Origin of the sequence: Peribacillus sp. FSL R5-0717, from assembly GCF_038002945.1 — a bacterium.
GTDB classification, from domain to species: domain Bacteria; phylum Bacillota; class Bacilli; order Bacillales; family DSM-1321; genus Peribacillus; species Peribacillus frigoritolerans.
Genome location: NZ_JBBOOF010000001.1, coordinates 5,262,672 through 5,276,277, shown reverse-complemented (window position 1 = coordinate 5,276,277; position 13,606 = coordinate 5,262,672). Strand labels below are relative to the sequence as shown.

Annotated in this window: 11 protein-coding genes and 1 other RNA gene; 9 read left to right on the top strand and 3 right to left on the bottom strand. The window is 39.3% G+C overall.

The window, feature by feature from the left end:
• Positions 1 to 87 precede the first annotated feature (87 nt).
• On the bottom strand, positions 88 to 1,695 hold the full coding sequence (locus NYE65_RS25240) for an FMN-binding glutamate synthase family protein (protein WP_268591745.1): 1,608 nt from the start codon (positions 1,693 to 1,695) through the stop codon (positions 88 to 90).
• Between the two features lie 140 nt (positions 1,696 to 1,835).
• On the bottom strand, positions 1,836 to 2,930 hold the full coding sequence (locus NYE65_RS25235; protein WP_340862005.1) for a CdaR family transcriptional regulator: 1,095 nt from the start codon (positions 2,928 to 2,930) through the stop codon (positions 1,836 to 1,838).
• Positions 2,931 to 3,228: 298 nt separating this feature from the next.
• On the opposite strand from NYE65_RS25235, the gene NYE65_RS25230 reads away from it, so the two are divergent.
• From NYE65_RS25230 to NYE65_RS25215, 4 genes are all read left to right on the top strand, one after another.
• A complete protein-coding gene (locus NYE65_RS25230; protein WP_340862004.1) occupies positions 3,229 to 4,374 on the top strand; it encodes a glycerate kinase in 1,146 nt (381 codons plus the stop codon).
• A gap of 4 nt (positions 4,375 to 4,378) precedes the next feature.
• Positions 4,379 to 5,725: a GntP family permease gene (locus NYE65_RS25225; protein ID WP_340862003.1), complete on the top strand. Its 1,347-nt coding sequence runs from the start codon at positions 4,379 to 4,381 to the stop codon at positions 5,723 to 5,725.
• Between the two features lie 159 nt (positions 5,726 to 5,884).
• Entirely contained in the window at positions 5,885 to 6,232 is a 348-nt protein-coding gene (locus NYE65_RS25220) for a PadR family transcriptional regulator (protein WP_034306796.1), read from the top strand.
• Positions 6,219 to 7,208, top strand: a complete 990-nt coding sequence (locus NYE65_RS25215) for an HAAS signaling domain-containing protein (protein ID WP_340862002.1) — start codon at positions 6,219 to 6,221, stop codon at positions 7,206 to 7,208. The genes NYE65_RS25220 and NYE65_RS25215 overlap by 14 nt, the downstream gene beginning before the upstream one ends.
• 175 nt (positions 7,209 to 7,383) lie before the next feature.
• Here NYE65_RS25215 and NYE65_RS25210 read toward each other — a convergent pair whose 3' ends face one another.
• Positions 7,384 to 7,911 carry an IseA DL-endopeptidase inhibitor family protein gene (locus NYE65_RS25210; RefSeq protein WP_057277613.1) on the bottom strand — a complete coding sequence of 176 codons (528 nt, stop codon included), beginning with the start codon at positions 7,909 to 7,911 and terminating at the stop codon, positions 7,384 to 7,386.
• Between the two features lie 646 nt (positions 7,912 to 8,557).
• On the opposite strand from NYE65_RS25210, the gene NYE65_RS25205 reads away from it, so the two are divergent.
• From NYE65_RS25205 to ssrS, 5 genes are all read left to right on the top strand, one after another.
• Positions 8,558 to 8,950, top strand: a complete 393-nt coding sequence (locus NYE65_RS25205; RefSeq protein WP_063576204.1) for a sporulation protein — start codon at positions 8,558 to 8,560, stop codon at positions 8,948 to 8,950.
• A gap of 22 nt (positions 8,951 to 8,972) precedes the next feature.
• Entirely contained in the window at positions 8,973 to 9,854 is an 882-nt protein-coding gene (locus NYE65_RS25200; protein WP_034306785.1) for a mechanosensitive ion channel family protein, read from the top strand.
• Positions 9,855 to 10,315: 461 nt separating this feature from the next.
• Positions 10,316 to 11,569 (top strand): MFS transporter, encoded by a 1,254-nt coding sequence (locus tag NYE65_RS25195; protein ID WP_340862001.1) that lies wholly within the window; start codon positions 10,316 to 10,318, stop codon positions 11,567 to 11,569.
• 204 nt (positions 11,570 to 11,773) lie between these two features.
• A complete protein-coding gene (locus tag NYE65_RS25190; protein WP_340862000.1) occupies positions 11,774 to 13,255 on the top strand; it encodes a UDP-N-acetylmuramoyl-L-alanyl-D-glutamate--2,6-diaminopimelate ligase in 1,482 nt (493 codons plus the stop codon).
• Between the two features lie 104 nt (positions 13,256 to 13,359).
• Positions 13,360 to 13,546, top strand: a non-coding RNA gene (gene ssrS / locus NYE65_RS25185) — 6S RNA.
• Positions 13,547 to 13,606: the final 60 nt, after the last annotated feature.

Below are 13,606 nucleotides of genomic sequence, written 5' to 3'. Positions count from 1 at the left end.
ACAATTGGCCTATAACGGATTCATTGATCGAAAAAGTTGATCGAAAAAGAAAAGACCATCGCCCATCATACTTGGGCGGTGGTCTTTTCATTGCCTGGACCCTATTTGTCCATTAACTTCTTTCATAATATCTTCAAGAGATGTGACAATTCCTTTATCATCCTTATAGCTAATGTGCTTAGGCTGAAAATGGAGAGGCGATTCTAAACCAGCAGCCGCTGAGATCCGAAATAATCCTTTTCTAAGGGTTACAAGAAAGTTAACCACACGGTATTTCTTTTCATCGATGACAAGTGCTTTTTGCAATTCCGGATCAGTGGTGGCTACCCCGACAGGACAAGCATTGGAATGGCATTTCATCGTCTGTATACATCCTATCGCAATCATGAAACCCCGGGCTATGTTCACAAGGTCTGCTCCCATGGCTAGAGCGATCGCAATTCTATCAGGCGTGAACAATTTACCGGAGGCGATGATTTTGACCCTATTGCGGACGCCGTATTTTTCCAGTGTCGATACTAAAATCGGTAAAGCGGATTTTATCGGCAATCCTACGCTATCGATCAACTCCTGATAAGAAGCACCGGTTCCTCCTTCACCGCCATCCAATGTAATGAAATCCGGTCCTTTCCCGGTTTCTTTCATGTAGCTAGCAAGCTCTTCAACACTGTCAGTTCCGCCGATTACCATTTTAATGCCGACCGGGATTCCTGTATGGTCCCTGATTTTTTCGATAAAATCGCACATGGATTTTACGTCATCGTATTGGTGAAACCGATTCGGACTATCAATTGCCTTGTACGGAACGACCTTACGGATTTCAGCGATTTCCGGATTCACTTTTTCAGCATCGATATGCCCTCCGCGAGTTTTGGCACCTTGGGCCAATTTGATTTCAAATGCTTTGATTTCGGGTATTTCACTTTTTCTCTTTAATTCATCCCAATCCATTTCGCCGGTACTATCCCGAACCCCAAACATGGCTGGACCAATTTGCATGATGATATCGACGCCGCCGATTAAATGGTAAGGAGATAGTCCGCCTTCACCTGTATTCATCCAGGTGCCTTTTGCTGCAGCCAATCCCTCAGAAAGCGCAGTGATTGCGTTCTTACCCAAAGAGCCATAACTCATGGCCGACATTCCGATAAGACCTTTTAGCCGAAAGGGATTCTTAGTGTTTGGGCCGATGATTACGGCATCCTCATCATCCAATAAGAATGCAGAGGAAGCTTCATCTTCCCATTTTTCTTCTCGTTGTGAGAAAAGCGGGTCTTTCAATAGAATGTATCTTTTTGTCGTCACTTTGGTTTCACGATCATATTTTTCTTCTTCGGCCAATTTTGGAAACATGCTATTTTTAACAAAGAAGCCTTCCTCATCAAAATCCCGCTTTGAACCAAAACCTATGACATCCCGTAAATATTTTGAACTTTTCACCATATGTTCATAGTCATCGCGGGAAAAGGGTTTTCCTTCGTTATCACTGTTAAACCAATATTGCCGCATCTCAGGTCCGATTTTTTCCAGAAAGTATCGTATTCTCCCAAGCACGGGGTAATTTCTTAAAATTGCATGATGCTTCTGCATGCGATCAAAGAAAATCATATAAAGTAATAGTAAAACCAAAATGATGATAATGATGAAAATAACGGTAAATCCAAGGATAATTAAAACATTTGCGATGCCACTCATTCAATCCCTCCTGATATGCAAAAAAATCATGTATTTTTAATCTACTCGGTAATTCGATCAATTATACAAAATTCCAATGCAAGCTTTTAAAGGGATTGAACGAAAAAAATTAAATAGGCATTATGTTCTCACAATATCTTTCAACTTCTCCTTTTCGATTGGCTTACCCAAATGGCTAACTGCAAAGTTATGGCATCATGCACCACTTGTGGATTATATCCGGTAATTTCCTTGATTTTTTTTAATCGGTATATAAGGGAATTACGATGGATATACATTCTTTTGGCACATTCCCCGATATTTAAGTTACTAAGGAAAAATTGATGCAGTGTCTCAATCAACTTCTCAGATAAGTTGCCTAGAATTCTTTCCTGAAATTGCTGTTTCGTCCGCTCATCTATCCTTTCCAACAGAGCTTTTGTTTCCACATCAGTATATCTAGATAAAGCTTGTTTGGCTTCACCTAGTAAAAGTGCTGTTTCAGCTTCGCGGAAAGAGTGGACGATGGATGATTCCTTATCCACGATAGAGCCCAAACCGATTCGTATAACGAAGTCTTTTGCTTTTAATTGTTTGATTGCTGAATCCAGTCTTTTGTCAATGTTATTTCCGCTAAGCGCCGTAGTGAGAATGAAAACCCGATTCACACTCAGGAACCCAACAAGGGCATACTGGGAACCAAAAAGAGTTTCAGTCATCTGAATCAGCTCATTCTTACTTAACGGATTTAATTTCATTTCCATTACCCCCACTTGATAGGGAGGTTCTAATTTCATTCCAATCAGTTCAAGTCTCTGATCAATCGAATGCTGATTGATATCTTTCTTTAATAAGTCTTCAAATACCAATTCTTTCAAGTGTTGTTTCCATTCGAGTTGTTCCGCCATAAAAGCTTGATGAAGCATCATTTCCGTTATCATTTTCACCAATTCGCCGAATTCCAAAAGTTCTGTCGGATCTCCGGTGATCCCAATGACGCCTATAATTACATTTTGAAAATTAATCGGCAAATTAATTCCAGGAAGGACACCTACCCATTGATGACGATCATTTTCGCGAATGATTAACGGATTTCCCGTTTTCAGTACTTCCATTGCTCCTAAATGCAATTTGTCGATGCGTTCATGATTTCCGGAAGCGATGATGATTCCTTTATCATCCATAATATTAATGTTTCTGTTAAGTCTATTGGTGGTTTGTTTGACAATTTCCATTGCAATTTCTTGGGTCAGCATTCAAGTCATCCTTCTAGAGTTTTTTATTTGCTAACAGAATGGTGATCATATTTTATGCAAACAAGCTATGATTTTTCATGTAAAGGGGATCGTCGATAGTTTAAGCCTTTAGCTATCTTATACTTTATGAAAATAGGAAAATAACAGAAAACTTTTCAGACAGATTATTTTTTCTGTATAGTATAACCAAAAAAATCCAATATGTCATACAAATTTTCGTTTAGAATGAACGATGATTAAAATATTTCCGAAGATTATAATTAATTGATATAAAAATATATTAAAAGGGGAACTGAGCATGAAAATTGTTATTGCACCAGATTCCTATAAAGGAAGTTTATCAGCAACAGAAGCTTCAAAAGCTATTGAGCGAGGAATCAGGAAGGCACTGCCGGATGCGGAGACAGTACTGGTTCCTGCGGCGGATGGCGGGGAAGGCACGATGGATAGTCTTGTAGCAGCTACAAATGGTCGAAAAGTTGAAGTGACCGTTAAAGGACCTTTACTTGAAGATGTTCAGGCAGCATATGCAATCTTGGGCGATCAAAAAACTTGTGTGATTGAAATGGCTAGTGCATCTGGTCTTTGCCTTGTCGATCCAGCTGAGTTGAACCCATTGATCACAACTTCATACGGGACAGGGGAGCTTATTCAAAAGGCATTGAATGATGGCTGTCGAAAGTTCATTTTAGCGATTGGCGGAAGCGCTACCAACGATGGCGGTGTCGGTATGCTCCAGGCTTTGGGAATGAAGGTGTTTGATGAAGAAGGTAAAACTCTGAGATACGGAGGTGCCGAATTATCACGGATATCAAACATTAATACGGAGGATTTTGATTCCAGAATAGCGGATTCCGAATTTTTGATTGCCTCGGATGTCCAAAATCCGTTAGTCGGTCCTGATGGGGCATCAAGGGTATTCGGACCCCAAAAAGGGGCGACTTCTGACATGGTTGAAATGCTTGATAAGGCTTTATCATCATGGGCTGATTTGGTGGAAATCAAAACAGGCATACACTTGCATGATAAAGCAGGTGCTGGTGCTGCAGGAGGAATTGGAGGTGCATTTCAAGCCTTTTTCCGTGCAGAAACAAAAAGGGGCATCGATATTGTCATGGAGTATACGAAACTGGGTGAAAAATTGTCCGGTGCCGATTGTGTCTTTACCGGTGAGGGCCAAATCGATTACCAGACTGCTTCAGGCAAAACACCCATGGGAGTTGCACAAGAAGCCAAAAAGCATGGTATTCCGGTATTTGTTTTGGCTGGATCGATCGGAACAGGTATTGAAGTTTTATATGACCACGGAATAACGAGTGTTCATAGTTTGGTGAACGCTCCCATGCCTTTAAAGGAAGCAATGGAAAGAGGAGCTGAATTGTTGGAAGTTTCAGCCGAACAAGTAATGCGGGCTTTTTTGGCAGCGATCAAAAATAGGGGGTAATCTTATGTTATTTATTGTTTTGGCCATCGGCGTGTTCTTAATTGTTTTTTCGACAACTAAATTCAAGCTGCATCCGTTCTTATCGCTTCTATTAGGCACTTTATTTGTGGGTTTTGCTTCTGGAATGCCTCTGGATCAGATTGTTGAGAATATCAACGGCGGTTTTGGCGGATTGATGACAAGCATTGGACTTGTAATCGTTTTCGGTACAATAATCGGGACCATTTTGGAAAAGGCCGGTGCCGCATTAAGAATGGCCGAAGTTGTATTGAGGATTGTCGGCCCTAAAAGACCGCAGCTTGCCATGAGTATGATTGGCTTTATCGTATCCATACCCGTTTTTTGCGATTCAGGTTTCGTTATTTTATCGAGCTTAAGAAAAGCGTTGGCAAGACGCGCAAAAGTAGCGGTTGCTTCCATGTCAGTTGCACTTGCAACTGGTTTGTATGCAACACATACACTTGTACCTCCAACTCCAGGGCCAATTGCGGCAGCCGGAAATATCGGAGCGGACGGATTCTTGGGGACTGTCATTTTGATAGGTCTTATTACGGCCATACCAGCTGCACTTGCTGGTTATATATGGTCAATGAAAGTAGCGACCAAGATAGAAGTTGAAGATGACCGAAGTGACCTGGATTACGATTATGATGAAATTGTCCGTTCATTCGGCAAGATGCCTTCTGCCTTACAATCATTTTTACCGATCGTTTTACCGATTGTCCTGATTGGATCCAGTTCTGTATTAACGCTCTTGGGAACGGAAGTGGGGATTGCCGCATTTTTCGTATTCTTGGGCCAGCCGGTCATCGCATTGCTCGTAGGAGTAATTTCCGCTTTGACATTGCTGCCTAAGTATGATGAAGAAACATTAACAAACTGGATAGGAGCCGCCTTATTGGATGCTGCGCCAATTTTATTGATCACCGGGGCGGGCGGAGCGTTTGGTACCGTCATTAAAAATACGGGGATTGCAGACATCATCCAAAGTTGGGATATGGGCAGCATCTTTAGCGGTTCCTTGTTCCTGTTGGTCCCGTTCCTAATTGCTGCTGGGTTGAAAACGGCTCAGGGTTCTTCGACAGCATCACTGGTCATCACTTCATCATTGATTGCCCCCATGCTTCCAACGTTGGGTATTGAAGGGGCGGTTCCTCTTGCATTGGTAGTCATGGCTGTTGGAGCAGGTGCGATGACAGTAAGTCATGTAAATGATAGCTTCTTCTGGGTGGTCACCCAATTTAGCGGGATGAAAGTGACGGATGCCTATAAAGCTCAAACAATGGCAACCTTAATACAAGGAGTGGTCACGATTATCACGACGATGATATTGTGGGTCATTCTTGTGTAATATTAATACTGGAAAAACGGAGAGGCGTGAACCGCTTCTTTTTTTATGCTTTAAATAAAATATATTTTCATTTTCATGTTGGTGTAAGAACTAAAATAGTGTATGATGCATAGTATAAGGTATGGTGTACGTCACATAGTATAGAGAAGGGGTGATTGGATGAGCACTTTACTGAATTCATTAACCACTGAGCTGCGCAGAGGCACTTTGACGTTAGCTGTCTTAAGTCAGCTCAAAACTCCGCAGTATGGGTACTCGCTTGTCCAGCGTTTAGAGAAGTCTGGAATTACCATCGATCAAAGTACTTTATATCCTTTGCTTCGCCGCCTGGAAAAACAAGAATTGGTGACCAGCAGCTGGGATACTTCTGAAAGTAGACCGCGCAAGTACTATTCTTTAAGTGATTATGGGGGAGAAATCTTCACGCAGTTAAAGGAAGAATGGGAAAAAACTTCTCAAGAGCTTTATATATTATTAAAAGGAGAGGGAGAAGATGGAGCTGATTGAACTTTATATTCAGGAAGTGACCCGAAGGCTGCCAGAAAAAAACCGGGCGGATATTGCTCTTGAGCTTCAATCCACAATCGAAGATATGCTTCCGGATGATCATACGGAGCAAGACGTGAAAGCGGTACTTTTAAAATTAGGAGATCCGGTTACACTGGCAGGCGGTTATCGTGATCGGCCAATGCATCTGATCGGACCTCGTTATTATGATGTTTATATCAGTCTGTTGAAGATGATTTTACCAATCGCTGCAGTCATTTCACTGATCGCATTAGTAGGGGACAATCCGTTTCGGGATACGGGGAATACGGTTATGGAAGCAATTTTAAAAATAATCGGGAAAGGAATTTCAAGTATCATCAGTACAGGTATCCAAGTGTTTTTCTGGTTAACGCTTTCATTTGCCATTTTAGAACGCTTGGACACTTCAAAGGACCAGTCGCCCGTAACAAAAGACTTGAAACCATGGACACCGGAAAACTTAAAAGATATTCCGAACATTTCAAAGAAAAAAGCGGTCCCTATGATCGAAGTTTTTGCAAGTTTGTTAGGCCTTTCCGTATTCGCAGCCCTTTATTTCAATGCAGCAAACCTGTTAGGCGTCTATGAAACAAGAAATGGCAGTCTCATTTTCGTGACACCTTCTTTTAATCAAGATGTATTGAATTCCTATTGGCTGCTGGTATCTTGCGTCATTATCATCGGGGTGCTCTTAACGATATATAAATTATTTTTAGGTCGATGGACCCTGAAATTAGCTTTTTTTCATGCCATATACCAGCTGTTGTACACACTGGCTTTCATCATCATCATTAGTAATCCTGATTTATTGAACCCGGAATTCCTTGCATACCAAAGAACTCTATTCTCAATCGATGAATGGAAAAGCTCGATATACTGGGGTCTCATACTCATCTCCATCATTTTTGCCGCCTACGATACCTATCAAGGCTTCCGAAAGGCAAAAATCCGTTAAGGCACAGCATCTTAGCTGTGTTTTTTTTTGAATGTTTTGTGAAGTGAAAGGTGAGCTGATACAAGTCTGAAAGATTATTTCTCAAGATACAAGGGACAACAAAAAAACACCTCATATGTCATATAGTTTTTAACTAACTATACAGCATATGAGGCGTTACATTTAAACCAATGTTTTATTGAACTGCATCGAACTGATTGACTTTCCAAGTAGATCCGGACTTATAAAAGGTCACCGTTCTTTTTACTGACTCACCGTCGACTGTAGGTACTGTTAAATTGTATGACCTAACGTTTTGTTTTTGATAGACTAATTTAATTTTTGCTTTTTTCCACTCTAACATGCTAAAGCCGTCTCCGACTGGACGTGCTAATTTCCCTTTATGGGTAATGTAATTATATTTAGTCAGCCCTTTTTCAACTGCATTATTAGTAAATGTCTCTGCTAAGTAGGCAGTCAATTTATCTTTTGTATTAAACTCTTGGCAAAGGTATGAATACTCTGTCCCTTTATAATTGAAAGTTTTTTGTGAACATGAACGGGTTTTGTATCCATATAAAGCATTCCAAAAATGTTTGCTGGCATTATCGGCTATCTTTAATGCATTTGCGTCAGACAATGATGTCGTTTTTGCGGTAACCGGACCACTTAATGTGAAAAATAAAATGATAATGGATAATAACATACCTAAAAGTTTTTTCATATCATATCTCCCCAATCCCTAATAGGATACTTATGTAACGAAAGTTTAATAAATATTACAATTGTTACATTTATATTACAACATGTTTGGCATAAGTAAAAGAGAAAACTTGTAAATTTTTAAATAAATTTTAGGTTTTATTACATATTCAAAGTTTGTTCACTATATTCTTTTTGAAAGGGCGTTCACAGATTTGCAATAGAATGAGGTTACATACTTCCTATTCCACCAACTGACCTTTTTAAAACCAAGAAGTGAATACTTTCAACGGACAAGTTCATTCATTATATTTTCATTAATATCAAGATATGTTCAAAGAACTCGAATTACCCAGGCAAATCCGGAAAAAATAAAATATAAAGGTTTGACAAACTTTCTAATTCTACCGTATTATAAATTATATACTTGAATACATTCTCCAAAGGGGAGTAGCTTTTACAACAATGTCGTCATTACGGAGCTCTTTGCTCTCGGTGTTGTTGGCAGCATATTGTTGTTAGCCAGACCTTACCTATTGGTAAAGGTCTATTTTGTTTTAGTAAACCTTTACCAAAGTGGTAAAGGTTTTTTTGTAGTCCCCTTAAGGAAATGTATAAACATGTAGGTTTTAATAGAAAAACAAATAAATATAAATGGAGTGTATTCTTTGATACTTAGAAAATCTTTGCTACTTTTAGGAATAGGTTCTGCACAAATAGATTTAATCCTTCCGAAAAATACGTATAAATCCGGTGAATGCATAAATGGATATTTTTTGATTAAGGGTGGTACCCTTGCGCAAAGAATAAGAAGGATTGAATGTGATTTGATCATGGATACTCATTCTACGGGAATGGAAGAGATCCTTAAAACGAGCACCATTTTGTCTACAAGGGAGATAAATTCAGGGGAAAGCAACGAAATTCCTTTCAACTTTTGTCTGCCTATATTGAAGGAGCCTTATAAGCGAGGGGTATCCTATCGCCTTAAAACGAGACTTATCCTTGATAAAGGGATAATCGGAAAGGATGATGACTGGATTTTAATCGAATCTGAATAAACGTGAAAATGGAGGTGAAAACATGAATATCTTGAAATTTTCTGAGCTTGCTGTGGATTACTGGGAAGAATTTTTATTATTGAGGCTTTTCATTTTGGCTATACTGTTATTGGCTGTTTATTATATTTTGAATAAACTGGTTGAATGGTTTTTTAGAAGATCCAATTTTTTCGACGAAGAAGTCGAAAAAACAATACAGGGGGTTACTCGTTCTTCTCTTAGGTACGGTATATCCGGGCTTTTCCTTATATATTTGATTGGACAGTTTATAGACCTAAAAGGAATTTTAGCCGGAGCTGGTATTTTAGGGGTCGTGATCGGATTTGCCGCTCAGCAAATGCTTAAGGATATCTTATTGGGATTTGTAAGGCTTTCGGATAATGAATTCCGAGTCGGGAATTTCGTGACATTCAACGGGACAAGTTCCGGGACGATTGAGGAAATCGGTATCCGGTTCATGCAGATCAGGGAATGGTCAGGAAAATTGCTGACCATCCCACATAGTGAAATCAGGACGATTCAAAATTTTAATAAAGGCAGAATGAGAATCATTGAACGCATTACAGTAAGTTACCAGGAAAATCCTGAAAAGGTAAAACGGCTGTTGGAGGATATATGTATTATCTGTAATGATAAGTATGGTGAAAGCCTTCTAAGGCTGGAAGATGGTACACCCGAAGAGGATTTTAGATACATAGGCATTACGGATTTAAATCCGAATCTAAAATATGTTGGATATGAACTATGCATAGTGGGACTTGTGAAACCTGATGATTACTTTGAAACATCGAGAAGCGTTAGGTTTGAAATGATGACTGCTTTACATGAGCATCAAATTCTAATGCCATCTTCCCATTTGCTTGTACAGGGCAATCCAAATCAAGAACGTTTATTGGAGAACTGAAAAGAAGAAACACATTTGCTTGAGATAATCCGGGAAAAGATCATGAAAAAATGATGGATAAGGTAACAAAGGGCAGAAGCCATATTTGACGGCAGCCCTTTGAAGCTTAAGGATATTAAAGGGCTTTCTTTTAAAGGAAGTCCATTTTTTATATTAGATAAATAGAACAAACCCATCCCAAAAAATAGTTTTATTTTATTAATTTTCCCCTTGATTTATCAGATTAAATAAATTATTATAAAAATAACATAAAATGGAAGGGTGACCTTTAAACAATGATCATTTAATCCTATTTTTTAAGAAAAAATGCGTGCTTAAAACGAATTTTTTTTCTGGATAGGATTAGTCTGTACATTAAAATACAAACAAAGATCATTGTGTCCTTCGATTAGGGATATTTTTCCTTGTTAAATTTGTATTGTACTGCCTCCTGTCCAGATATTTCACAGGGGGTTTTTATTTTGGCGAATAACACATCTGAAACATTAAATAATAAGGAACCTAACATTTTTAAAAATCGAGTATTCCAGGCCATTATCTTCTCAGGGCTGTTTTTACAAATAGGGATATGGGTACGGAATTTTGCCGTTTTGTTATTCGTCATGGAGAAGACAAATGGAGATGCCTTTGCCATTTCCATGATATCAGTAGCAGAATTCGCACCCATTTTTATTTTTTCATTTATTGGAGGCACATTTGCTGACCGCTGGAGTCCGAAAAAAACGATGGTTTGGTGTGATATTTTAAGTGCAATATCCGTATTTGCTGTGCTTATCTCGCTAATCTTCGGCAGTTGGAAAATGGTTTTCTTCGCAACTTTAATTTCGGCGATACTTTCTCAATTTTCTCAGCCATCGGGCATGAAGCTATTTAAGATGCATTTGCCAGAAAGTCAAATCCAGACAGGGATGTCAGTTTATCAGACCGTTTTCGCAGTATTTATGGTTTTAGGTCCGATTCTTGGTACATTTGCCTTCCAATCTTTCGGGATCAACACCTCGATTGCGATTACTGGCCTGGCGTTTCTACTTTCAGCTGGCGCACTCGCCTTTCTTCCAAAAGATCGCAAACTGAATGAGGGGACAGCAAAAACAACATTATGGCAGGAAATGAAAAGCGGTGTGAGCTACGTATTACGAAAAAAAGAACTAAGTTTGCTTGGTTTATGTTTTCTGGCTGCCGGGCTCGGACTGGGTTTCATTCAGCCGCTCTCGATATTCCTTGTTACAGAACAACTGGAACTGCCTAAGGAAAATCTCCAATGGTTATTTATGGTGAATGGGTTTGGTATGATTTTAGGCGGAGCCGGTGTAATGATCTTTGCCAAAAAGGTGGCACCTCAAAGATTATTAGCTTTCGGAATGCTTGTGAATGCCATAGGATTGGCGGTAATGGGGCTTTCGACAAATCTTTGGATTACACTTACTGCCGAGTTCTTTAATGGGCTAATGCTTCCTTGTATCCAAATCGGGATCAATACATTGATATTGCAGAGGACCGAGGGAGAGTTCATCGGAAGGGTCAATGGAATCTTAAGCCCATTATTCACTGGATCGATGGTGTTGACCATGAGCGCGGCAGGCGTGCTGAAAGAGCAATTTTCACTCGTCGCCATATTTGAAACCGCCGCTTTCTTTTTTATTCTAGGAATGTTTTTCATATTGCCATTGTACAATCAGAAGGCCAAAACGAAACCTCTGGAAGTTCAATCGTAAGCATCTTGCGGTGTGCCAGCACCTAAATACAGCTACAACCATTAGAAAAGCAGCCAATTTTGGCTGCTTTTCTTTCTTTTTTCTTCTTACTGCCATTGGAACTGACAAATTATGGATTTACATTTATTTTAGGAGTACTGGTTAATACTAAAAATGGGCTTATTGTACTTATGCAAGTGAATAGCTTACAAAGGAGAAAAGTTAATGATCCTTAAAGACATATTGAAAGAAGCGATAAACGGAGATTTGCCGAAGGACGTTGAACATATATCCATAACAGGTGTAACCGATAACTCTAAAGAAATAAAAAAAGGATTCCTTTTTGTTGCCGTAACCGGATATAAGTCCGATGGCCATAATTACATCAATGATGCAATTCGCTTAGGGGCATCGGCTGTGATTGGCAATCGCGATATTAAGGGTTTGGAAGTTCCTTATTTAAGAGTGGAGAACAGCCGTAAAGCATTAGGGCAAATCGCCAAAAGGTTTTATGGAGATCCCAGCAATCAAAAAATAATGATAGGAATTACGGGCACAAATGGAAAAACTACAACTAGCTATATGCTTCAGCAAATATTAGAAGAGAATGGAGTAACCTGTTCAGTCATTGGTACGATACAGCATATTATCAATGGAAACAAAGTCGATTCCCATAATACGACTCCAGGTACCATGGAATTGAATTCCTTGCTGGTTGAAAGTAGGGACATGGTTGTCATAATGGAAGTGTCTTCACATGGATTAGCTCAATACCGTTTAGAAGGAATTGAATTTGATTTCTGTGTCTTCACGAATTTGTATCATGACCATCTTGACTTCCATGGTACGATGGAGGATTATTTCCTGGCAAAATTACTGCTTTTTGAAAAATTGAAACCTAGTGGTCTTGCGGTTATTAATGGAGACGATTTCTGGGGGGGGAAACTGCAAGAATACTTATGGGAGAAGAATGTCAGTGCCTTTGTTTTTGGAAAATCCAATCGCTGCGATTTAGCCATAACCAATTATAATACCGCAACGAACCCCTTTATTTTATTGAATGAGAATCATGACTTTGTGAAAATTGAGTTACCTTTACCTGGACTTCATAATTTATATAACGCAACAGCTGCCTATTCCGTAGCGAAGATGTTTCCAATTTCAAAACAGGAAATTCTCACTTCATTGAAACGATTTTCCGGTGTACCAGGAAGGTTTGAAATATATAAGAAAGCATCTGGGCCGACTATAGTCATCGATTATGCACATACTGCAGATGCCATTCATCACATGCTTCAAACGGCCAAAGAGTGTGGGGCCAAAAAGATTTATCATATCTTTGGTTTCCGGGGTGGACGAGATACAACCAAAAGGGCTGAAATGGTTAAAGTATCTTCGGAACATAGTGATGTTTTGATTTTGACAATGGATGATCTGAATTCTGACGGGATGGACGGGATGGAATCCACACTAAATAAACTGCTTAGCGATTACTCAGCTGGAAATGGGAAGGTTATTCCTGATCGTACCTTTGCTATCCAGGAGGCGTTCCAAGCAGGAAAAGAAGGGGATTGGATTATCATTACAGGTAAAGGAATTGAGAGGTATGATCAAAAATTCGGACTGCCAACCATTTCTGACAAAGAAACGATATTATATCTGCAAAATGAGGACCAAGGGGATTTTATCGGTTATTTTGATCAATAGTTGATTATAACGAATCCAGCTTCCATCCATTCCACAGCCATAAGCGATTTTAAAATGGTGATTATTAACATTGTAACATGTGAGTAATTCAGGTATTATAATAATACAAGCTGCACTGTTCGTAATGAAATTAAAGTTTTAACCTTTAAGCTGTAATAGGGAGTTTTATATTGAAACAGGAATGTTATGCCTCGTCACTGACTTGGAAAACAGGATTTTTTCTGCAAACACCCACTTTGAGGAGTGGTGGTTTAAAACTTTCTTACTGAATACGGCATTGGCGGCTTATATCTTAAAATGTTAAAGCCGGTCTCGGTCTGAGGCCGGTTTTTTGCTTTATTTAAAATTGCG